The following is a 21,269-nucleotide window of genomic DNA, read 5'->3' on the forward strand; positions in this document are numbered from 1 at the left end:
CTATGGGGACAAGCCAAGTCTCGGATACAGCACCTCGAAGCCCTTGGCCAGGCCAGCGTTCAACGCGATGCCCACGTGTCCGCCATTTGGCACCTCGTAGTACGTCACCGTCATGCCGGAAGCACGCGCCGCTGCCGAGACAGCCTTTGCAGCTGCCACATATGTCACGTCATCCGAGCCCACGGTGAAAACGGCAGTGGTATCAGGAAAGTGTTTGCCCTTCATGATGTTGATGGGCTTCTGGGCGTCATACGCTGCCTGGTTGCCGCCAAAGATCTCGGCCAGGTTGCCCGCGGGGTCCTCCGCGCCGGGGAACTCCTCGCCGGAGATATCCACCACGTTGCCCCACAAGGTGGGGTATTTGAGGGCGAAGGAGATGGCGCACTGCCCACCGTTCGAGTATCCGGCAATGCTCCAATGGTCGCGGTCCGGGAGGATGTTCAGGTTCGCTTTGGCCCAGTTCACCACGTCAACGTTGATGTACTTTTCCACGTTTCCGTACTTGGCTGTGTCCAGGCACAGGGTGTCGTCTTGCTCAGGTCCGATCTGGTCGGCCACGATCGCGATGGGTGCCAGGCCGTTGTTCTTCACGGCAAATTCGTCCAATGCGGACGAAACGTACTGGGGGTCCGGAAGCCCCGGCTGGCCCATCATGAGGACAAACAACGGCAAACGTGGAGGGTTCTCCGTAAGGGCCGCAGGCGGCAGGTAGATCCCGGCAGGGCGGGCATTGAAACCCGAGGCGGAGGCTGGAATGACCTGCGTTCCCACCTCGCCCTTGGTTGGCATGTTTGCGGGCGGTTTCCAGTTCTGCCAGAGCGGCCCGGCCGGGAGGGGAGCGTCCGGGTCCGGCTTGCTCAGCTGGATGGCTTCCTCGGTGGAAATTCCCAGCGCTGAACCAAGCGTCTTGTTGAGGCCAAACTCCATGTTGACGCCAAGCGCAGTGACCAGGAGGAATACCGGGATGGATAGTGCCGCCGCCACCTTCCGCCATCGCGGACTGTGGCGAAAACTGACCACCGCCAATCCAAGGGCAGCAAAGCCGGTGATCACCCAGAACCACACGCGAGGTGTCAGGCCCACGTGGAAGACGTCCAGGACATCCTCTACGATCCAGACCGTAAACCAGCCCAGCACCGCTGTCACCACAATGCCAACCACCGCGGTGATGATCCAGCGCGATGACGGCCTGAGGAACAGCAACAGGAACAGCCCGACGCCGATGACGACGGCTATCGTCATGACCACCGGGCCGCTGATCTCGATTTCCAGGAGGCCTTTCATGGCTGCCGCGTTTGTCCGGCGGTCACGCGGCGGGCTCCCGGGCCACCATTTGCCGCAGCAAACCGGCGCTCTGTGAGGGGGAGAGCCCCGGCAAGTACGCGGAGCCAACGGCAAGACCAATGGACGGCAACGCCAACGGGTCCCGGTAATACATGTACAGGGTGCGGTGCTCGGGCTGGAATCTCGACTTGAAAGCTGCCAGCGACTTGAAGCCGTACATGGGCTCCAGCGCATTGCCCAGCACGGCCAGGACCCGGTCCAAAGCGCTGTGGTCGTCACCATCGCCCGTCCCGGCTCCGGCGTTGGCCAGCGGGGACCCTGACAGCGAGATCCGGGGAACGTCGTCCTTGAAGTGATTCACGGCAGAGGCGATCAGGAATTCCATGACTCCTTTGAACCCGGTGGTTCGGCGGCGCATGAAATCCAACGTCCAACCCGATACCACGCCATCTGTGAAAACCGGTAGCCAGCTTGTTACGCCATGGACCAGGCCGTCGTCATCCACTGCCACGCAACACATGACTTCGGGATCCTTCAGTTCATCGAGTCCGCCCAACGTGAACCCCATCTCGGGGAGGGCCTTGTCCGCCACCCACTCCTCCGAGATCTCTGCCAGTTGTGCCCGGATCCCGGGCGGCATCTGCGCATAGTGGTACCAGTAGTCCTTGATGGACAGCTTCTCAGCCCTGTTCAAGGCGGTCCTGACGTTCTGCCATTCCTTGCCCTTGAACGTCATGGCCTGGATATTCAGCAGGGTTTCTTCCGCTACCTCCAGTTTGCGGAAGCCGCGGGGTAGGAGGGCCTCGTCAAGCTCCGCTGTGGCCGAATAGAAGCACGGTGTGAGGCCCAGGGCCGCGCAATGGGCCAGGAAGCCTGTTGCGGCCTCTGTGTGGTGCTCGCGGGCCCCGAACGGACCCGCCACAGTCAGGGCCACTCCGTTGTGCACCTGATAGGCAAGGCCTGCCCTTCTGTCCGGGGTGAACCAGTATTGGTTGTTGTCCCATAAGGCCATCCAGGACAGGCTGCCGCCGCCATTGTGAAGCAATTCGCGGGTGTGTCCCAGATCCGCGGCAGGGTCATTTGCCAACATCCGGAACCGCTGGAAATTGTTCAGCACCATCAACAGGATGCAGAGCCAGATGACGTCCCCACCCAGTCCGTAGAGAACAGTGCTCAGCAGTCCCTGCGGCAGTTCAACGACGAACGGAACAGGGAAGGGGACAAGGATGTGGGTCAGTTGGCCTGCCAGGTCCCACAGCGATGAGCGGGCCGGGTTGCCCTCCACGAACCAGAAGACCACGTACAGGGCCACCGCTACAGCAGCCATGATGAGGGTTGTCCTGCCCAGTACCCGGTATCCGGCGTCGCTGGATTCCACGCGGAATTTGTGGCGGTTAACCAGCAGCAGGACCGCGATGATCAGGGGCGCCAGGACAGCTGGAACGGCATAGAGCAACAGGTAACCGATGTCGTCATTTCCAAGGGTCACTTCCGGATCCGTCACGTACTGCACGATTGCCAGGATCGTCACGAACGCCAGGTACAGCTGGATGACGAGGGTCAGCCGATAGGCGAGGCGACGCCCGCGGCGCAGCCCTTCAGCACAGACCAGCAGCAAGAGCACAGGGATCAGTGTCAGGATGGTTGCGCCAAAACTCTGCACGCCCACCACGCTCTGCAGGGTGACGCAGCTCTTGTCGTTATCGCAGGCTTCCTGTACTTCATCCACGCTGGGGCTTGCTTGGAGCATTACTTCGGACACCACAGACAGCGGCCCGACCTCCAAAGTGCCCGTTAACTGCGTGAGCAAGGGGCCAAGGGCGAACACACCCACCACTGTGCCCACCAGGAACCGGGTCTCACGAAGACTCGAAGAATGAAGGGAGCCTGCACGGCGCCGCAGTACCAGAGCCTGGACGGCCCAGCCAGCCACAATGCCGATGACAGCGCCAGCAAGGGCCTGGAGTGTTTGGGCGACCCCTACAAACAACGCGAACATGAGCGTGGCGGCCAGCAACCAGGTCCGAAGGCGGCGACGCCACAATGCCTCAAGTGCCGCCGTCGAACATCCCAACGCAGCGGCGGCACCACCGTAAGCGCCCACAACATATTCGCCACCCAGGAAACTCAGCCATTGGTCGCTGTTGTCCGTCCCAAAGGCAACCAGCCCCATCAGCACCACGGCGCTCAGGGCAGAACCGAAGACAAATGCTGCAAGTGCCAGCCAAGGACCAATGGTCCGCTCGGCGATACCCACGCCCAGCAGGACCATCACAGTGCAGGCCAGGTAGTCGAGCAAGGATGTTGCAAAGAAGGATGACGTGAACATTGACCATGCCGGGCCCGGATCCAGTGCCAAACCCAGGCCGACCTGTTCCAGAAGTGTCTCGTTCGGGCCGGCGAGAAGGCTCCCGGAAACTGCGCCCACAACCCAAATGAACAGCACTAGTCCCAAAGTCAGGGGTAGCCGCCGTGCGGTCGCCAGGCCGCGAACAGTGCCCCTATATCCCACAGCCGCACTCATGTGATGTCCCCTTCACCGGCGAAGCGGGGGTAACCCCCGGCTGGCCACCATTCTGCCCTGCCACGCGCCCGAAGGGGAGGGTCTTTGGTGGTCTGCGTTACTCCCGGTTCCAGGGGCCGGGGTTCACCCGGTACAGCAAAGCGGCTCCGATGACGGCGCCAAGAACCGCCCCGAACAGTGCACTCCCGGCGAGGCGGCCCAACAGTGCCCCGACGACGGCGCCAAGCACGGCCCCGAGGAAAAGGCCCCTACCGTTGCGGTGCGGTTTCTTGGTCATGGTCACAGCCTACGGTCGGGTTCAAGTGAAATGCCGAACTAATGGATTGAGGGGCCTAATGGATTGAGGGGACTGTCCACGGGCGGACCACCAGCCACAATGCCGCAATCGCTCCAGTGATACAGACAGCCTGGACGGCACCCATGGGGACCGCCGAGCTGACACCCAGCCAGCCAACCACCGGCGGGACAATGCCTGCCATCATGAATTGCGCTGCGCCCAGAAGCGAGGCCGCCGTACCCGCTTGGGCTCCGTGGTTCGCCAGGGAGAGGACCTGGACGCAGGGGAACATGAAGCCTGTGGCGCAGATGTAGAACCACAGTGGAACCAGGATGCCCCACAGACCCACGTGGAAGAGATCGAGCACGATGATCAGGGCAGCCATGAGCAGCATAAACACCGTGGCTCCTGCGACGATCCACTGCGGAGCCACGCGCCGGATCAACCTCGAGCTGATCTGGACCCCCGCCACGATGCCCAGCGAATTGATGCCGAAAAGGATGCCGTACTCCTGGGGCGAGAATTCATAAATGTTCTGGAACAGGAAGGTGGAGGCGGAGAGGTAGGCGAACAGGCCGCCGAAGTTAAGGCTGCCCACCATCAACATGCCCACAAAGATCCGGTCCGTCAGTACCGTCTTGTAGCGCTGCCTTACCGTGACCGTGTTTTTCCCACGCCGTTCCGCTGGGAGGGTTTCGCGAATGAAGAAAATCGCGGCCAGGATCACCAGCGTGCCGTAGCTGGCCAGGAAGTAGAAGATGCCGGGCCATGGGAACACCAGCAACAACTGGGAACCGATGATGGGGGCAAGGATTGGGGCCAGCCCGTTGACCAGGGACATCCGGGAGAACATGCGGACCATCGAATAGCCGTGGAAGAGGTCACGGACCATTGCCATCGCGACAACGCCGCCGCCCGCGGCGCCGATACCCATGAGCACGCGGAAGAGGGAGAGCAGCCCGATGTCCGTAGCCAACGCTGCGCCCACCGATGACCCGATATGGAGGGCCGTGGCGAGGATCAACGGCAGGCGGCGGCCAAACTTGTCGCTGAAGGGACCAACCACCAACTGGCCAAGGCCAAACCCAACGGTAGTACCGGTCAAAGTCAGCTGGATCGCCGTGGCTGAGACACCAAAACTCTCCTCCAGCGCAGGGAACGCAGGCAGGTAGAGATCCACGGTGAAGGGCCCCAAAGCGGTCAGGGCACCCAGAAGGACAATGTAAACAAGCTTTTCGCGTCGGCTCAGGGAATCGCCCGGAGCTATGGGATTGGTCACGATTATCTATCCTATGGCCGTCACATCATATTTATGCAGCTACGTCAGGCGCGCCGCGGTGCCATCGGCGAAAGTTGAGCCGGAACCTGAATGATAGTTTTGAGGACAGGTGCCCGCGGCGATCTTTCTCCGGCCGCGTTCGCCCGACACGATGCCCAGAGGAAGCAGTTAGGCGGAACCCAATGAGTGGACGTCACACCGGCCGGACCAGCACGAGACCAGCCATCCGTACTTTGCCGAAGACCCTCAAGCTCGTTGCCCGTTTGGCTCCCAGGCAACTCAACGACGAAATCGCCTTGGCAAAGGTCGAACTCAAGCGCAAGGCCACCCAGGTTGGCGTGGCCGGCGCGTTCTTCGGCGTGGCCCTTGTTTTTATGTCCCTCCTTGTGATCGCGCTGGTCGTGGCCGCGATTCTAGGTTTGGCAACCATCATGCCTGGTTGGCTCGCGGCGCTGATTGTTGCCGCGGTCTTCCTCGTGATCATTGCACTCGGGGCCTTGATCGGCGTTGCCAAGTTCAAGAAGGCCATGCCCTTGGTCCCCGAGGACACCATCCGTGGCCTCAAACATGATCTGGGAATTATGAAGGAAGGCTCGGCCTTCGACGAGTCCATTCTCGATCCCAATTCGCCCGCTGCCAAGGCGGCGAAGGCAGCTAAGGAAGCAGCCGCTGAAAAGGCGAAAGCAGAAAAGGCTGCCAAGGAAGCAGCCAAGGAAGCGGACGCCGTCAAGGCACCCACCGAGGCAGAACTCCGCCGGCGCCTGGACAAGCGGCGCGAACACCTCACCGGCGTCCGAGACGAGCTTGGCGAACAGTTGGACGTCAAGAAACAGAGCCAGGCTTTGCTGGACACCGCCACTGTGAAGTTCCAGGAAGGAAGGGACTTTGCTTCAGCGAAGTTCGCTGGCCTGGGCGACGCCGTCCCCGAGGACTTCACTGGACGCCTCGCTTCCCGGTGGAAGGACCTCGTGGCCTTTGCCGCCGCTGCCGCGGTCTTCGTGGTTGCCCTGCGAAAGCTGCTGAAGAAGTAGCAGCCTGCCGCGGTACCGCACACACTGGAGTAGAGGAAGGGGGACACCATGAGGTTTATCGGCGCAGGATCGCACCCGGGCCGTCCCCAAGTGGACCACGACCTCATCTTTACTGTTCCCAACGTGCTCACCGTTCTCCGCTTCATGGGCGTCCCACTTTTTGTGTGGCTGGTCCTGTGGCAGAAGGAGTACGGCTTTGCTGTGCTCGTGCTGGTCATCATGGGCAGCACGGACTGGGTGGATGGGTATATCGCCCGCCGCTTCGACCAAACCTCCAAGCTGGGCAGGATACTGGACCCTCTGGCGGACCGGGCGGCGCTCATAGCCGTGGCAGTCACTTTGGCGATTGCCGGCGTCGTGCAGTGGTGGTACCTGGCGGCGCTGGTGGTGCCGGACGCCATTCTGGCTATTGCCTCGCTGATCTACTTCCGAAGCCATCCGGACCTTCCTGTCAGCATCATCGGCAAGATCCGCACAGGGCTCCTGCTGGTGGGCACGCCGTTGCTGGTTCTTTCCAAATTACCGATACCCTACACGGACGCCTACTTCGCCGCGGCTTGGGTGTTCCTCGGCCTTGGACTGCTGGGCCACTGGATTGCGGCCTACAACTATTACTGGGCCATCTTGCGTAAGGGCAAGGAACTGCGGGCCAACGACGGCGGACACGGCTGATGGTCTGGCTGGCGGTTTTCCTTGCCGTACTTGGTGCCTTTTTCCTTGCCATTGGCGCCCAACGCCAGGGGAGCGCGGTCAAGGCCGATACCGGAGGCCTGGCCTTGAGTTCCAACGGGTTCCTGCGGCTTCTGCGCAATCCACGATGGATGCTTGGGCTTTTGCTGTTATGCCTTGGCATGGTGATGAACGCTATCGCCCTCGTATCAGCACCCTTGACTGTGGTGCAACCAATTGGTGCGATCGCGCTGGTCATCACCACGGTGGTCAATGCCAAGGACCAAGGCCTGAGCATCAACCGTGCCACCGTGGTGGCCATCAGCGCGTGTGTCACCGGGTCCGCCTTGTTCGTGCTCCTGGCTGTTAATGTCACGCAGGAAAACCACCACGTTAACGCCGAAGACGAACTGACAATCGTGCTGCTCCTGGCTCTGGCCGTGGGTCTTTTCGGCACCCTTGCGGTGCTGTTCAAACACCGCATGAGCGCCTTCGTGTACATCGTGGGCGCGGGTGTGCTGTTTGGCTTCGTGGCCGTCCTGACCCGGATCATCGGCAAGCACCTGCTGGATCCCAACGGCCTGTTCCTGTTCAATGTGCAGTGGTACACGCTCATTGCAATCGTGGCGGCCGGCGGCCTGGGATCGTGGTTTGTCCAGAGCGCCTATTCAGGTGGCCCACCCGATTTGGTCATCGCCGGACTCACCGTCGTGGACCCCATGGTAGGCATCGCCATCGGCATCGTCATCCTTGGTGAGCTTCGTCCCGATGTCCACGCTGTGATGGCAATCGGCATGGCCGCCGCAGCTTCCCTTGCTATCGTGGGGGTTATTGCCTTGAGCCGCCACCATCCGGAAGTCACCAAGCGTAAGAAGGACGCGAAGGCGGCTGCAAGCCGGAAGGCCTAGGGCAGGGCTTTACCATCGCTTTAACTTGCGCCACCGCTTCGCAGCGGTCCGGCAACCCGGCGACACCACAGCATTGACCCGTGCAACGCTGTTCCGCACCGTGACCATCAGGAGTTCTCCACGTGACCATTCCCGACACCAACAAACCCCTTACTATCCTGATCGCGGCGGATACCTACCCGCCGCATTTGAACGGTGCTGCGCAGTTCGGCTATCGCCTGGCCAAGGGAATGACCGCGCGCGGACACAACGTGCACGTGTTGGCCTGCCGTCCGGACACAGGCAAGAGCTACACGGAGTTCCGTGACGAGGCCACGGTGCACCGCCTCCGCTCGCATGGAGTGTTCACCCACGAATACTTCCGCATCTGCTTCCCTTGGGAAATCAAGAAGGAAATCACCCTCCTGTTCGACAGGGTCCAACCGGACGTGGTGCACATTCAAAGCCATTACATGATTGGCGAGCACGTACTTTATGAAGCTGTAAAGCGTGGCATCAGGGTTGTTGCCACCAACCACTTCATGCCTGAAAACCTGAACCCGTTCCTGCCTTTCCCGCAGTGGTTCAAGGACATCGTGGGCCGTATCTCCTGGAAGGATATGGGCAAGGTGATGGGCCAGGCGGACGTCGTCACAACACCTACCCCTCTGGCGGCCAAGGCCATGCACCAGCACGCGTTCCTCCGGAAGGTCCTGCCCCTGTCCAACGGCATTGACGCTGCCGCCTATGAGCTGAAGCCGGGCGAGACGATTGAACCCCACGCCAACCCCACTGTTCTTTTCGCGGGACGGCTTGCGGAAGAGAAGCACGTCAATATACTGATCGACGCTGTGGCCAAGACCCCGCGTGAACTCAACATCCACTTGGAGATCGTTGGCGGCGGCGAAGTCCGCCCGGCCTTGGAGGCACAGGTGGCCAAGCTTGGCTTGGGGGATCGGGTGAAGTTCCTTGGACTGGCAAGCGATGAAGAGCTGCGCGAGGCCTACATCAAGGCCGATATTTTCTGCATGCCCGGCACGGCTGAACTTCAATCGTTGGTGACGCTCGAAGCCATGTCGGCCTCCACGCCGGTGCTGTTGGCAAATGCCATGGCGCTCCCGCACTTGGTCCGCGACGGCGAAAACGGATACCTGTTCACGCCGAACGACAGCACAGAGCTCGCAGCGAAGATTACCAAGCTGGTGGAGCTTCCCGAGGACCAACTTAAGGCCATGGGCAAGGTGAGCCGCGAAATGGTGGAGCCCCACAGCATCAACGGGACACTCCAGACGTTCGAGGACCTCTACCGGGGTGCTTCGTACGAGGACAAGGTGGTGTGACAAAAGCACTCTCACGCAGCTATTAGTATTGCTAGAGTGCATGTGCCCCTACTGCTGCTTCTTCAGCGGCCGGACGGGCATCACGGGGCTATAGCTCAGCTGGTTAGAGCGCGGGACTCATAATCCTAAGGTCCTCGGTTCAAGTCCGAGTAGCCCTACATTTACACGGGAGCCGTGGTTGACGTTTCAGACGTTAGCCGCGGCTCCTTTGCGTTTCCGGTCCCACCCTCGCCTTCATTGCGGTACACCACCGGCGTGCGGTATGTTACTCATCAGTAACTTTCTACTCGCCGGTAACTTCCGGGGTCATGACGTGGTGGCAGGTGGCCGCCATCCTTGAAGGAGCGCATATGTCCAACGCTGCATTCGATGCCAACAACCTCCCTTATGCCGATGGTGACTTTTACGCCTTTGAGCAATTGCTGACGGGCAAGGAGCAGGATCGCCTGGCCGAGGTTCGCCAGTTCCTGGCCCGCGAGGTCAAGCCCATCGCCGTGGACTGCTGGAACCGCGCCGAATTCCCAATGGACCTCATTCCCAAGCTCGCGGAACTCGATCTGGTCAGTCCGGTGCGCCGGCAGGGTTACTCCAATCTGTTTGCGGGCATCCTCCATGCTGAAGTGACCCGTGCCGATGCATCGATCGCCACGTTCATGGGAGTGCATGACGGCCTGTTCACGGGCTCTATCGAGGCCTTGGCCTCCCAGGAGCAGAAGGATGCCTGGCTTCCGGATATTTACTCCCTGAAGAAGATCGGCGCCTTCGGCCTGACCGAGCCCCTGGGTGGTTCAGATGTGGCCGGTGGAACCCGGACCACCGCACAGCGTGACGGGGACAGCTGGATCCTCAATGGCGCAAAGCGCTGGATCGGCAACGCCACGTTCTCCCAATGGGTGGTCATCTACGCGCGGGATGTGGCCGACAACCAGGTCAAGGCATTCCTCGTGGACACCTCGCTCCCCGGATACTCGGCAAGCAAGATCGAGAACAAAATCTCCCTGCGTACTGTCCAGAACGCTGACATCACCCTGGACAATGTTGTGGTGCCGGACTTCTTCAAGCTGGCCAATGCCAACAGCTTCCGCGATACCAACAAGGTGCTCAAGGTCACCCGCCTTGCCGTCGCCTGGCAAGCCGTAGGGCTTCAGCTGGCCGCCTTTGATGTGGCCCGGGCCTATGCAGTGGAGCGCCGGCAGTTTGGCAGGCCCTTGGCGGCCTTCCAGCTGGTCCAGAACCAGTTGGTTCAGATCCTGGGCAATGTAGTGGCTTCAATGGGCATGATGGTCCGTTTGGCGCAGCTTGAGGATGCGGGTGCCGCAAAGGACGAGCAGTCGGCATTGGCGAAGGCATTCACTACCGCACGCATGCGTGAAAGTGTTGCCCTTGGCCGCGGCATCCTGGGCGGCAACGGCATTGTCACGGATTATGAAATGGCCAAGATCTTCTCCGACGCCGAGGCCATCTACTCCTATGAAGGCACCCACGAGATCAACACCCTGGTGACCGGGCGCGCCATCACCGGCGTGTCCGCGATCGTCTAGCTGGTCCTTTGGCGGTGGGGACTAGTCCGAAGGCAGCAGGATGGATGGTCTCAGGTCTTCCACGAATCCCAAGGGGTTGACGTAGTCCTCGCCGCGGCGGACGCCCCAATGAAGGCAGGGTGTTCCGCCGCAGTGCCCCGGCGCCAGGGAGCCAATGGGCTGGCCCTTATGTACGGAATCCCCGGGCTTCAGCTCACTCGTCACGGGTTCAAAGCTGCTCCGGAGGCCGTCGCCATGATCGATCGTGAGAACCGGACGGTCAACAACGACGCCGGCAAAGGTCACCACGCCGTCGGCAGGCGAGGCGACCAAAGCGCCGTCGAACGCTGGCCCCAGGTCTACGCCGCGGTGCCCGCTGAGCCACGGCTTGTCCGGCGGATCGAACGTCCGAAGGACGCCGGGCTTGGGGGAGAGGGGCCAGCTCCACCGCGCCCCTGTAGGAGCGGCTGCGCCGGGGATTCCAGCCACAGTCGCGGCGAGGACGAGCAGGGAAATGGAAAGCTTCAAAATGGCCATGTGCCAAGGCTTTCCGTTGCATCTCTGCAGGGCCATCCCCGGGCTGTCCTATGTGGATAACGTCCCCGTTCGGCCGGTCAAACGACTGGTGCTGCTGTAGTACACTTGGTGGAGCAGTTTGCTGTGCCCTCAAGCTAATTCAGGAGCATGTCTCATTCAGATATGTGAGGGTCCCGAGCTGACTACGCGTATCCAGCCCTTCACCAGCGAAGCCTCTTGGCTTTAGGCTGCGGAGGATTGTGCCTCTTGCGGTCCGGTTGAGCCTTTTGGCCCCACTCCGGATGAGAAGTGCAATGGATGCCAGGAGCCGCGCCCGTCCGGGCAAAGGCTAAACAACCGTCAACTATTGGCAGGGTAAGAGCAGCCCCATGGGCTCTCTCATGAATGACCTGCCGGAAGGAGCGTCGGCATGCCCGTCGTAACTATGCGCCAGCTGCTTGACAGCGGCGTCCACTTTGGACACCAGACCCGTCGTTGGAACCCGAAGATGAAGCGCTTCATCTTCACGGAGCGCAACGGCATCTACATCATCGACCTCCAGCAGTCGCTGTCCTACATCGACCGCGCCTACGAGTTCGTCAAGGCTACTGTCGCCCACGGCGGCACCGTCCTGTTCGTCGGCACCAAGAAGCAGGCTCAGGAAGCAATTGCCGAGCAGGCTACCCGCGTTGGCCAGCCGTACGTCAACCAGCGTTGGTTGGGCGGTATGCTCACCAACTTCCAGACCGTCGCCAAGCGTATCCAGCGCATGAAGGAACTCGAAGAGATCAACTTCGAGGACGTCGCCGGCTCCGGTTACACCAAGAAGGAGCTCCTGCTCCTCAAGCGCGAACTCACCAAGCTTGAGTCCAACCTCGGTGGTATCCGCAACCTGACCAAGGCCCCGTCTGTTCTGTGGGTTGTTGACACCAAGAAGGAACACCTTGCTGTCGACGAAGCCAAGAAGCTGAACATCCCGGTTGTTGCCATCCTGGACACCAACTGCGACCCCGACGAAGTCGACTTCCCGATCCCGGGCAACGACGACGCCATCCGCTCCGTCAACCTGCTCACCCGCGTTGTTGCTGACGCCGTAGCTGAGGGCCTCATCGCCCGCAACCAGCGCGCCACCGGCACCACCGAGGCTCCGGAAGAGCCGCTGGCCGAGTGGGAGCGCGAACTCCTTGAGGGCAGCAAGGCTGAAGAAGCTCCGGCCGCCGAGGCTGCTGAAGCTCCCGCTACTGAAGCTGCATCCGGCGAAGCCGAAGCAGCCAAGTAAATCTGGACCTTCCCTGAGGCCGGAAACGGCAGCGGGGGTAACTGACAGGATGGCGGCTCACGCGGTGGGCTGCCGTCCTGTCAGTCCGTAAACACACAACTTTCTAGACAGAGGGGTTCACATGGCGAACTACACTGCTGCTGACATCAAGGCCCTGCGCGAGCGCACCGGCGCCGGCATGATGGACGTCAAGAAGGCTCTTGACGAGGCCAACGGTGACGCCGAGAAGGCCATCGAGATCATCCGCATCAAGGGCCTCAAGGGCGCTACCAAGCGCGAAGGCCGCTCCACCGCAGAGGGCCTGGTTGCTGCCAAGGTCACCGGCGGCGTGGGCGTAATGATCGAGGTCAACTGCGAGACCGACTTCGTCGCCAAGGCTGACAAGTTCATCCAGTTGGCTGACAAGGTCCTCAACGTTGCTGTCGAGTCCGGCGCTGCCGATCTCGAAACCCTGCTCGCCACCGAGGTCGACGGCAAGCCGCTGTCCGAGATCGTCATCGAAGAGGGCGCTGTCCTCGGCGAAAAGGTTGTTGTCCGCCGTATTTCCCGCGTCGAGGGCACCACGGTTGACGCCTACCTGCACAAGACCTCCAAGGACCTTCCGGCACAGGTTGGCGTTCTGTTCGCTGTTGACGGTGAAGGCGAAGCCGCTGCCACCGCCGCACACGACATCGCCGTCCACGTTGCAGCCATGGCTCCGAACTACCTGACCCGCGAAGACGTCCCGGCCGAACTCGTCGAGTCCGAGCGCCGCATCGCTGAAGAGACTGCCAAGGCTGAAGGCAAGCCCGAAGCCGCTCTCTCCAAGATTGTTGAAGGCCGCGTGACGGGCTTCTACAAGGGCGAAGTTCTGGTTGACCAGGCATTCGCCAAGGATTCCAAGAAGACTGTTGCACAGGTCCTCGAGGAAGCCGGAGTCAAGGCAACCGCAGTAACCCGTTTCCGCGTCGGAAACTAGTAAGTCATGAAAAGGGGTGGTCACTTCGGTGGCCGCCCCTTTTTCATGCACCCGTCCGGATAGTATCTGCGCGGACCCACAGCACGATAATGACCCACAGCACGATAATCTAGCCAGAGTCCACCAACGGGAAGGCACCATGGAAACCGTCAATACTGCAATCCAGCCCGAGAAGACCCGCCGCCGTGTACTTCTGAAACTTTCCGGCGAGGTCATCGGCGGAGGCAAGCTCGGCGTCGATCCTGAGACCGTCCGCGCTATCGCCAAGCAGATCGCTGCTGCCGTCCCAGACGTTGAAGTAGCCATTGTGGTTGGCGGTGGAAACTTCTTCCGCGGAGCCGAACTATCCCAGAGCGGCATGGACCGGTCCCGTGCGGACTACATGGGCATGCTTGGTACGGTCATGAACTGCCTCGCGCTGCAGGACTTCCTGGAGCAAGCGGGAGTCGAAACCCGCGTCCAGAGTGCCATCACCATGGGTCAGGTGGCTGAGGCGTATATTCCGCGCCGGGCCATTCGCCACATGGAAAAGGGCCGCGTGGTCATCTTCGGTGCTGGTGCCGGACTGCCTTACTTCTCCACGGACACAGTGGCTGCCCAGCGTGCGCTCGAAGTACACGCCGACGTCGTGCTGATGGCCAAGAGCGGAGTGGACGGCGTCTACACCGCAGATCCCAAAAAGGATCCCTCCGCCGAAAAGCTAGATGTCCTCAGCTATGACGACGCGCTGCGCCGGGACATCCGTGTCATGGACCAGACAGCCATGACCATGTGCAAGGACAACAATCTCTCCATGGTGGTCTTTGGCATGGAAGGCGAGGGCAACGTTACCCGCGCCATCCTGGGTGAAACGCTGGGAACCCTGGTTACTCCCTAGCAGCGGCTAGGATATTTCTAGGACCTTCCGCCCCCTGGGGCGGATCTTTACTGTGCATTCCTGTAACGTGCATTGCCGCCCGCAGTTGGGCAGCGACTATTTTCTGAGGAGAAACCCGTGATCGAAGAGACCTTGCTCGAAGCCGGCGAGAAGATGGACAAGGCGGTTGAGGTAGCCAAGGAAGATTTCGCCTCGATCCGTACGGGCCGGGCCAACCCCGGGCTCTACAACAAGGTGATCGTGGAGTACTACGGCACCCCCACTCCGCTGCAGCAGCTTGCATCCTTTGCAGTGCCGGACGCACGGACCATCCTCATCACGCCGTACGACAAGACGGCCCTGCGCGACATCGAGAAAGCCTTGAGCGACTCTGAGGTTGGCGCCAACCCCTCCAACGACGGCAACATCATCCGCGTCACTATCCCGGAGCTCACCAAGGAGCGCCGTAAGGAATACGTCAAGATCGTCAAGGGCAAGGGTGAGGACGCCAAGGTCTCCATCCGAAGCATCCGCCGCAAGGCCAAGGACGCAATCGACAAGTTCGTCAAGGACGGTGACGCCGGCGAGGACGAAGGTTCACGCGGTGAGAAGGAACTCGACGCCATCACCAAGCAGCACGTCGACAGCATTGACGAACTGCTCAAGCGCAAGGAAGCCGAGCTGCTCGAGGTCTAATGAACCAGGCAGAGCCGGCACCCGCCGGGCGGGTCCCGACACGCGACACGAGCAAACGCGTCAGGCGTCTGCGGGGGAACCCGACGCCGAAGGCTGGCCGGAATCTTCCGGCTGCCATCGGCGTCGGGCTTGCCATGCTTTTCGCGGTTCTTGGGGGGCTGCTGTTCCTTCCGCTCGGGTTCGTCCTTCTCACCACATCTTTTGCGGTGTTGGGAGCTTGGGAAGTCTTCAGGGCCCTGGAAGCCCAGGGAACCAGAATGCCGATCATCCCTGTGATGATCGGAACCCTGGTGATGCCGGTTTCCGCCTACTTTGGCGGTTTGGAAGGTTTGCTGTTCACCATGACGGCAAGCTGCGTCGCTGTGCTCCTGTGGCGGTCCATTGAGAGTGCCGCAGGTGCCCCCCGCAGCGTCTTCGCGGGGGTGTTCACTCTCGCCTGGATACCGTTCCTGATCAGCTTCGCCGCACTTCCGCTCCATGCAAGCGGCGGCGCGACTCCGGTGGGCCTATGGCCGGACGGCATTCCAGGGGGAGCCTGGGAGATTGCCACCATGCTGCTCCTGGTCGTATCGAATGACACGTTCGGCTACATCGTGGGCGCATCTTTCGGGAAGCACCCCATGGCGCCGAAAATCAGTCCCAAGAAGTCCTGGGAAGGATTTGCGGGTTCTGTCGGGGGCGCCATGATCATTGGCGTTCTCGCATGTGTCCTCTTTTTGGACAAACCGTGGTGGGTGGGCCTGGTGCTGGCTACCGGCATGGTTGCTGCGTCGACGGCGGGAGACCTCGCCGAGTCCATGGTCAAGCGCGAACTTGGCGTCAAGGATATGAGCAGCATTCTTCCTGGCCACGGCGGCGTCATGGACCGCTTGGACTCGATTGTCTTCGCGGCTCCTGTAGCCTATGTTCTGTTCGCGCTGCTGAGCGGCGTCTGACAACCCCGATGAAGGAAAATTAGTGGCTTTGGATATTCGTCGCCAGATTCCCGCAACGTTCGAACGCGTGGAGCGCAGCAAGTACGGCTACAACGCCAAGCAAGTGGATGCGTTCCTCAGCCGTGCCAGGACCTCTTTCGAGAACCCGGTGGGCGCCCCTGACCAAGTGACCAGCACGGACGTTCGCGACGTAGCTTTTGACCCCGTCAAGGGTGGGTACGACGCCAACAGCGTTGACGCCGCCTTGGACCGCCTCGAAGACGCATTCGCACGCCGGGAACGGGACGAGCTCATCAGCCAGCAGGGCGAGGAAGCCTGGCTGCGGCAGATCGGTAAGTTGTCCGGCATCCTTCGCGGCCGGCTGCACCGGCCCGACGGCGAACGTTTCCGCCGCCCGGCCAAGAAGAAGGCTCGCAGCTACAACGTCCAGGATGTGGATGCACTCTGCGCCGAACTCATTGGCTACCTTGAGCACGATCAGCCCCTCAGCGTGGACACCGTCCGCCGCGCCGTCTTCCGCGCGGCCAAGGGTGACCAGGGCTACGAAGAAGCCCAGGTGGATGCATTCCTTGACCGGGTGGTTGAACTGATGGCGGCCATCGACTAAGAAGGCCCGAAACTAACGCGGGGTTGGAGAGATGGTGGGATTGTTCTTCCACACATCGAGGTAGCGGCGCCTGCCGCGGGCCATTGCAGTAACGAAAAAAGCCAATGCTGCCACGACGGCTACGCTGACGGCTGCACCGGCCGGTAGCCCGGCGACCAACAGTGCCGAGCCAACCAACAAAGCGATCAGGGCAGCGTTCACGGTTGCCATGAACACCATGCTGCTGCCAGCCACTTGGCTGAAGTCCTTCCTACCGCCGAAGAAGTAATACGTCCGTTTGGCGCCTTCCTCGTCGTCGTTGGACGCAGCCATGAGGTATCGCGCCAGGCCCGGGTCAAGATCGACGTAAGCGGCACGCAACCGGTTCATGGCAATGACATACATCAGGTCCTCCATCCCCACGCTCATGACGCGTATGTGGGTTAAGAGCCCTACCAGGAGGTCGATGGTGAGGATAGTCAGCGCGAATGCCCTGAAGGACTCGGAGAACTGCGTAGCCTGACCCACGAGGGCCACACTCAGCAGGCTGGCCGACGTGAAGGTCAGGAACATGCTGATGCGCGTGAGGACCTCGCCTTGCGTAGTGCTCCTTGAGGCAAGCAGGCTCCAGTGTTCGGTGGCCAGCAATTGCGCCCGTATGCTCGGGGAAGCCGAAGCTTGGGCAGCTGCCGGCTGGCTCACCGGAAGTTCGGCGTTGGCTGCACCCGGTTCTTCGGACATGGCGCCATTGTCCACCCTGCCGCAATACACGGACAACAGGCGCTGCACGGACAACAGGCGCTGCGCGGACAACAGCTGCCTGCGCTTAGCGTTCGGTGGCTACGGGCCGTTCCGGAACGTGCAGGCGGGACATTACGCGGTTCACGGAAGCGGGCACGCGGTTTTTGGTCCAGAGTGAGACTGCCACTGTCGTTGCGAAAGCCGCCGGGACCGTCCATGCAGCCGGTTGGGCAAGCCAGGCAGGTGCATTGCCCTGGCCCATGACCGTGCTAACCACCATGGCCCCGCCGCACAGCAGTGCACCGGTCACCATCCCTGCAACCGCCCCTGCATCGGTCAGGCCACGCCACCAGATTCCCAACAGCAGCACGGGGCAAATGGTGGAAGCCGTAAACGCAAAGACGAGTCCAACACTCCCAGCCAAGGCCAGGGTGTCGGTCATGAAAGCAAAGCCCAAAGGCACGACGGCGGCCAGCAGCGCTGCGAGGCGGAATCCCCGGACACTTCCACCGAAAAGGTCCTGGCTGATGACGCCGGAAAGTGACACCACCAGCCCCGACGTGGTGGAAAGGAACGCGGCGAAAGCGCCGGCGACCACGAGTGCTGAGAGGAGTTCACCGGCTGTCCCGCCAACCAGCCTGCCGGGCAACAGCAGGACCAAGGCATCGGCTTGGCCCGACTGCGCGAGTTCCGGGGCAAACATCCTGCCCACAGCGCCCGAAAGCGTTGGGAAGAGGTAGAAGACCGAGAGGAGCCCTAGGACGATCAGTGTGGTGCGTCGTGCGGATTGTCCATCGGGATTCGTGTAGAAGCGCACCAGGACATGCGGCAAGCCCAGCGTCCCGAAGAGCAACGCCACCATGAGTGAAATGTTCTGGTAGGCGCTGGCGGCTGGCTGGCCGGTGGGATTGACCGGAAGCTGGGCCTGGTACTGGGTGTCGCTTCCGGCCAGTACCAGGAGTACGAATATCACAGGCACGGCCAACGCAGTCAGTTTGAGCCAATACTGGAAAGCCTGGACGAACGTAATGGATCGCATCCCTCCTGCCACCACCGTGAGGCACACCACCAGCACAACCGCCGTCGAACCTACCCACGACGGCAGGCCAGTGGTGATGCGGATGGTGAGCGCAGCGCCATGAAGCTGGGGCACGATGTACAACCAGCCGACCGCCACCACCACCAGGCTCGTGACGCGTCGAACGATTCTGGAATCCAGGCGCGCTTCGGTGAAATCGGGGATGGTGTACGCGCCGGAGCGCCGAAGGGGAGCGGCCACGAACAGCAACAGCATCAGGTAGCCTGCGGTGTAACCAACGGGGAACCATAGGGCGTCGGTCCCGGATAGCAGGATCAGTCCTGCGACTCCCAGGAAGCTCGCGGCCGAGAGGTACTCGCCGCCGATCGCGGAGGCATTCCACCACGGCGGTACTGTGCGTGAGGCGACGTAGAAGTCTCCGGTGGTGCGCGAGATGCGAAGGCCATAGAAGCCGATGACGGCCGTGGTGATCGAAACTGCCAGGAAAGCAACCAGGCCAACAGCAGGGTTCACTTGTCCTCCACAAGATCCTGATAGCGGGCTTCATTGCGGGCGGCCGCGCGGTTGTAGAGCCACGCGCTGAGGCCTATCACGGGGTAGATTCCCAATCCCAGAAGCAGCCAGTCGAGCGGAATGCCAAGGATCCTGGTCTCAGCTACCCCGGGTCCGAAGACCAGCAAGAGGGCGAAGGCAGCGAGAATCAGCAGGAAGCCGCAGGCCACCACCAGTGCGAGGCGCAACTGGGAGCGAATCAGGGAACGAACAAAGACGCGTCCTACGTCCGAATCCTCGCCGACTTCACCACCGTAAGGGAGCCGGGTGGGAGCAGGTTTCGCTGATTGGCGTGGTGCCGTGACCCGAACGCGCGTCATCCTTGTGGCCGGATGCGGGTGGATTGCAGCTTGTCCCGTACCGATGGCAAGTGGCGCCGGCTAATGGGAAGTTCGGCGCCAGCCACTCTGACGCTCGGGGCCGTCGCCGAGAGCTTTAGATGGCCCACATGGTTGAGCGCAATCAGGTAGCTGCGGTGGATCCGGATGAACCCGGCTTCCGCCCACTTCTGTTCCAGATCGCTGAGGGGGACGCGGATCAGGTAACTGGCTTCGGCCGTGTGCAGCCTGGCGTAGTCGCCCTGCGCCTGCACATAGCTCACATCATCGCGACGGATCATGCGGGTTGTGCTGCCAAGGTCCACCGTGATCATTTCGGGAGCAGGTGTCCCATCCTTGATCAGCTCACTGATCCGGTCCACGGAACGTGCCAGCCGCTCGGCCCGGAGCGGCTTGAGGAGATAGTCAATGGCGGCGAGGTCGAAGGCCTCCAACGCGCAGTCTTCGTCAGCGGTGACAAACACGACGGCGGGCGGGCTGGTGCTGTGCGAGATGGCGCGGGCGATGTCCAGGCCAGAAAGGGCGGGCATGTGGATGTCGAGGAACACGGCGTCAACGGACTCCCGTTCCAACATCTGCAAAGCCTCGGTGCCGGACGACGCCCGGTAGATCGCGCCGATGCGCGCATCCTGCCCGAGCAGGAAGGCAAGCTCCTCCACAGCAGGCAGTTCGTCGTCAGCGACGAGCACGTTGATCATGATTAAAGATTAGCCCTGTGTGTCAGGCGTCATGTCCGGGCTGGGATTTGGGCACCCGCATGGTGATCAAGGTTCCTTCTCCCGGGGCAGTTTCGATAACCAGGCCGTGCTCGTCCCCGTAGACCTGCCGCAAGCGGGCATCGACGTTGCGCAATCCCACGTGCTCGCCGTCTGTGTGTCCGGCAAGCACGGACCGCAGGTGCTCCGGGTCCATCCCCACGCCGTCGTCCTCGATTGTGACCTCTGCGAACGCGCCCGAATCGTTGGCGCAAATGGTGATGTGTCCCGGACCTTCCTTCGCCTCAAGGCCGTGCCGGACCGCGTTTTCCACCAGCGGTTGAAGGCTGAGGAACGGAATGACAGTGCTCAGCACTTCGGGCGCGATCCGAAGACTCACCTGCACGCGTTCGCCAAACCTGGCCCGTTCGAGAAGGAGGTAGCGATCGATGCAGCGCAGTTCCTCGGCCACAGTGGTGAAGTCGCCATGCCGCCGGAACGAGTACCTGGTGAAGTCTGCGAACTCCACTACGAGTTCCCTGGCACGCGCGGGGTCCGTATTGATGAAGGAAGCGATGGCGTTCAAGGAGTTGTAAATGAAGTGCGGGCTGATCTGAGCACGGAGAGCCCGGACTTCGGCCTCCATCAAGAGGGTCCGCGAGGCTTCCAATTCGGCGAGGTCAAGCTGGGCGGCAATCCAGTCAGCCACTTCGCTGGTGGCCCTTACCAGCCCGGCTCCGGCAGCAGGCGCAAGGGCCGCCACTGATCCGACCACCCTGGAGCCGGCACGGATGGGGGCGATGACGGCACTGAAGTCATGGCTGCCATGCTCGGACTTTGCCCGGTTTGGGTGCCCGGCGTGGGGTACCACTGCCGTTCGCCCCGTGGCCAAGACTTCGGCGGCCAGGCGCATCAGGGAAGGCCTCAACTCCTCGGCAACCCCGTCCCACGCAAGGACCGAATCGGTGTCTGTGATAGCCAGCGCATCGCAGCCGAGAAGCATCCGAAGTTGCTTGCTCGCCTTGGCAGCACCAGCCGCCTGCAGTCCGCCACGCAGATGCTGCCCCGCACGTGATGCTGCATGCAGTGTGTTGTAGGTGGCCCGCTCAGCATCCGTGCCAAGGTCCCGGAAGGAGCGGATCACCTTCAGTCCAACACCAACGACGACGGCGATGGCCATCACGATCACGGCGATCGCGGCTGCGGTGAAAAGCGGGGAGTCCGGCATAGAGCCAGCGTAACCGGATGCCCGCTCACATCCTTCCCG

At 61.7% G+C, this 21,269-nt stretch carries 21 protein-coding genes and 1 tRNA gene; 12 read left to right on the forward strand and 10 right to left on the reverse strand.

Annotation, left to right across the window (positions count from 1 at the left end; genetic code table 11):
• From LDN75_RS07345 to LDN75_RS07360, 4 genes are all read right to left on the reverse strand, one after another.
• Positions 1-1,284, reverse strand: a complete 1,284-nt coding sequence (locus LDN75_RS07345; RefSeq protein WP_223936486.1) for an alpha/beta hydrolase-fold protein — start codon at positions 1,282-1,284, stop codon at positions 1-3.
• A 22-nt stretch (positions 1,285-1,306) separates the two neighbouring features.
• On the reverse strand, positions 1,307-3,808 hold the full coding sequence (locus LDN75_RS07350) for a DUF2156 domain-containing protein (protein WP_223936487.1): 2,502 nt from the start codon (positions 3,806-3,808) through the stop codon (positions 1,307-1,309).
• A 97-nt stretch (positions 3,809-3,905) separates the two neighbouring features.
• Complete coding sequence (locus LDN75_RS07355; protein ID WP_223936488.1) at positions 3,906-4,085, reverse strand: glycine zipper domain-containing protein; 180 nt, start codon at positions 4,083-4,085, stop codon at positions 3,906-3,908.
• Between the two features lie 55 nt (positions 4,086-4,140).
• Complete coding sequence (locus tag LDN75_RS07360; protein WP_223937517.1) at positions 4,141-5,370, reverse strand: multidrug effflux MFS transporter; 1,230 nt, start codon at positions 5,368-5,370, stop codon at positions 4,141-4,143.
• A 176-nt stretch (positions 5,371-5,546) separates the two neighbouring features.
• On the opposite strand from LDN75_RS07360, the gene LDN75_RS07365 reads away from it, so the two are divergent.
• The 6 genes from LDN75_RS07365 (at position 5,547) to LDN75_RS07390 (ending at position 10,832) form a co-directional block, all read left to right on the forward strand.
• On the forward strand, positions 5,547-6,395 hold the full coding sequence (locus LDN75_RS07365) for a phage holin family protein (protein WP_223936489.1): 849 nt from the start codon (positions 5,547-5,549) through the stop codon (positions 6,393-6,395).
• A gap of 48 nt (positions 6,396-6,443) precedes the next feature.
• The gene (locus LDN75_RS07370; protein ID WP_223936490.1) at positions 6,444-7,067 is read left to right on the forward strand and encodes a CDP-alcohol phosphatidyltransferase family protein; all 624 of its coding nucleotides are present in this window, start codon (positions 6,444-6,446) and stop codon (positions 7,065-7,067) included.
• On the forward strand, positions 7,067-7,972 hold the full coding sequence (locus LDN75_RS07375) for a DMT family transporter (RefSeq protein ID WP_223936491.1): 906 nt from the start codon (positions 7,067-7,069) through the stop codon (positions 7,970-7,972). The genes LDN75_RS07370 and LDN75_RS07375 overlap by 1 nt, the downstream gene beginning before the upstream one ends.
• A gap of 122 nt (positions 7,973-8,094) precedes the next feature.
• On the forward strand, positions 8,095-9,291 hold the full coding sequence (locus tag LDN75_RS07380) for a glycosyltransferase (protein WP_223936492.1): 1,197 nt from the start codon (positions 8,095-8,097) through the stop codon (positions 9,289-9,291).
• A gap of 84 nt (positions 9,292-9,375) precedes the next feature.
• Positions 9,376-9,449 (forward strand) — tRNA-Ile (locus tag LDN75_RS07385).
• Between the two features lie 192 nt (positions 9,450-9,641).
• Positions 9,642-10,832, forward strand: coding sequence for an acyl-CoA dehydrogenase family protein (locus LDN75_RS07390; RefSeq protein ID WP_223936493.1), 1,191 nt, complete (start codon positions 9,642-9,644; stop codon positions 10,830-10,832).
• A gap of 21 nt (positions 10,833-10,853) precedes the next feature.
• Here the strand turns inward: LDN75_RS07390 and LDN75_RS07395 are convergent, their stop codons facing one another.
• Positions 10,854-11,348 (reverse strand): M23 family metallopeptidase, encoded by a 495-nt coding sequence (locus tag LDN75_RS07395; protein ID WP_223936494.1) that lies wholly within the window; start codon positions 11,346-11,348, stop codon positions 10,854-10,856.
• Positions 11,349-11,757: 409 nt separating this feature from the next.
• Here LDN75_RS07395 and rpsB point away from each other — a divergent pair, with 409 nt between their 5' ends.
• The 6 genes from rpsB (at position 11,758) to LDN75_RS07425 (ending at position 16,658) form a co-directional block, all read left to right on the forward strand.
• A complete protein-coding gene (gene rpsB / locus LDN75_RS07400; RefSeq protein ID WP_223936495.1) occupies positions 11,758-12,606 on the forward strand; it encodes a 30S ribosomal protein S2 in 849 nt (282 codons plus the stop codon).
• Between the two features lie 121 nt (positions 12,607-12,727).
• Complete coding sequence (gene tsf / locus LDN75_RS07405; RefSeq protein WP_223936496.1) at positions 12,728-13,564, forward strand: translation elongation factor Ts; 837 nt, start codon at positions 12,728-12,730, stop codon at positions 13,562-13,564.
• A gap of 139 nt (positions 13,565-13,703) precedes the next feature.
• Positions 13,704-14,441: a UMP kinase gene (pyrH, locus tag LDN75_RS07410; protein WP_223936497.1), complete on the forward strand. Its 738-nt coding sequence runs from the start codon at positions 13,704-13,706 to the stop codon at positions 14,439-14,441.
• A 117-nt stretch (positions 14,442-14,558) separates the two neighbouring features.
• Complete coding sequence (gene frr, locus LDN75_RS07415) at positions 14,559-15,116, forward strand: ribosome recycling factor (protein ID WP_216925335.1); 558 nt, start codon at positions 14,559-14,561, stop codon at positions 15,114-15,116.
• Positions 15,116-16,051 carry a phosphatidate cytidylyltransferase gene (locus LDN75_RS07420; protein ID WP_223936498.1) on the forward strand — a complete coding sequence of 312 codons (936 nt, stop codon included), beginning with the start codon at positions 15,116-15,118 and terminating at the stop codon, positions 16,049-16,051. Before frr ends, LDN75_RS07420 begins: the two co-directional genes overlap by 1 nt.
• A 22-nt stretch (positions 16,052-16,073) precedes the next feature.
• Positions 16,074-16,658: a DivIVA domain-containing protein gene (locus LDN75_RS07425; protein WP_223936499.1), complete on the forward strand. Its 585-nt coding sequence runs from the start codon at positions 16,074-16,076 to the stop codon at positions 16,656-16,658.
• Positions 16,659-16,670: 12 nt separating this feature from the next.
• Here LDN75_RS07425 and LDN75_RS07430 read toward each other — a convergent pair whose 3' ends face one another.
• The 5 genes from LDN75_RS07430 to LDN75_RS07450 are packed head-to-tail and all read right to left on the reverse strand — an operon-like array spanning position 16,671 to position 21,230.
• Entirely contained in the window at positions 16,671-17,450 is a 780-nt protein-coding gene (locus LDN75_RS07430) for a hypothetical protein (protein WP_223936500.1), read from the reverse strand.
• A 13-nt stretch (positions 17,451-17,463) separates the two neighbouring features.
• Complete coding sequence (locus LDN75_RS07435; protein WP_223936501.1) at positions 17,464-18,930, reverse strand: cation acetate symporter; 1,467 nt, start codon at positions 18,928-18,930, stop codon at positions 17,464-17,466.
• The gene (locus LDN75_RS07440; RefSeq protein WP_223936502.1) at positions 18,927-19,289 is read right to left on the reverse strand and encodes a hypothetical protein; all 363 of its coding nucleotides are present in this window, start codon (positions 19,287-19,289) and stop codon (positions 18,927-18,929) included. Before LDN75_RS07440 ends, LDN75_RS07435 begins: the two co-directional genes overlap by 4 nt.
• Positions 19,286-20,005, reverse strand: coding sequence for a LytTR family DNA-binding domain-containing protein (locus tag LDN75_RS07445; protein ID WP_223936503.1), 720 nt, complete (start codon positions 20,003-20,005; stop codon positions 19,286-19,288). Before LDN75_RS07445 ends, LDN75_RS07440 begins: the two co-directional genes overlap by 4 nt.
• A gap of 22 nt (positions 20,006-20,027) precedes the next feature.
• Positions 20,028-21,230, reverse strand: coding sequence for a histidine kinase (locus tag LDN75_RS07450; RefSeq protein WP_223936504.1), 1,203 nt, complete (start codon positions 21,228-21,230; stop codon positions 20,028-20,030).
• Between the last annotated feature and the right edge of the window lie 39 nt (positions 21,231-21,269).

Source organism: Arthrobacter sp. StoSoilB5 (assembly GCF_019977235.1).
In the GTDB taxonomy this organism is placed as follows: Bacteria; Actinomycetota; Actinomycetes; order Actinomycetales; family Micrococcaceae; genus Arthrobacter.

Bases quoted from the DNA above. Each gene is read 5' to 3' on its own strand.
- rpsB (WP_223936495.1), top strand. From the start codon at position 11,758: ATGCCCGTCGTAACTATGCGCCAGCTGCTTGACAGCGGCGTCCACTTT.
- LDN75_RS07420 (WP_223936498.1), top strand. From the start codon at position 15,116: ATGAACCAGGCAGAGCCGGCACCCGCCGGGCGGGTCCCGACACGCGAC.
- LDN75_RS07450 (WP_223936504.1), bottom strand. From the start codon at position 21,230: ATGCCGGACTCCCCGCTTTTCACCGCAGCCGCGATCGCCGTGATCGTG.
- LDN75_RS07350 (WP_223936487.1), bottom strand. From the start codon at position 3,808: ATGAGTGCGGCTGTGGGATATAGGGGCACTGTTCGCGGCCTGGCGACC.
- LDN75_RS07365 (WP_223936489.1), top strand. From the start codon at position 5,547: ATGAGTGGACGTCACACCGGCCGGACCAGCACGAGACCAGCCATCCGT.
- LDN75_RS07445 (WP_223936503.1), bottom strand. From the start codon at position 20,005: ATGATCAACGTGCTCGTCGCTGACGACGAACTGCCTGCTGTGGAGGAG.
- tsf (WP_223936496.1), top strand. From the start codon at position 12,728: ATGGCGAACTACACTGCTGCTGACATCAAGGCCCTGCGCGAGCGCACC.
- LDN75_RS07440 (WP_223936502.1), bottom strand. From the start codon at position 19,289: ATGACGCGCGTTCGGGTCACGGCACCACGCCAATCAGCGAAACCTGCT.
- LDN75_RS07370 (WP_223936490.1), top strand. From the start codon at position 6,444: ATGAGGTTTATCGGCGCAGGATCGCACCCGGGCCGTCCCCAAGTGGAC.
- LDN75_RS07345 (WP_223936486.1), bottom strand. From the start codon at position 1,284: ATGAAAGGCCTCCTGGAAATCGAGATCAGCGGCCCGGTGGTCATGACG.
- LDN75_RS07375 (WP_223936491.1), top strand. From the start codon at position 7,067: ATGGTCTGGCTGGCGGTTTTCCTTGCCGTACTTGGTGCCTTTTTCCTT.
- LDN75_RS07395 (WP_223936494.1), bottom strand. From the start codon at position 11,348: ATGGCCATTTTGAAGCTTTCCATTTCCCTGCTCGTCCTCGCCGCGACT.
- LDN75_RS07355 (WP_223936488.1), bottom strand. From the start codon at position 4,085: ATGACCAAGAAACCGCACCGCAACGGTAGGGGCCTTTTCCTCGGGGCC.
- pyrH (WP_223936497.1), top strand. From the start codon at position 13,704: ATGGAAACCGTCAATACTGCAATCCAGCCCGAGAAGACCCGCCGCCGT.
- LDN75_RS07390 (WP_223936493.1), top strand. From the start codon at position 9,642: ATGTCCAACGCTGCATTCGATGCCAACAACCTCCCTTATGCCGATGGT.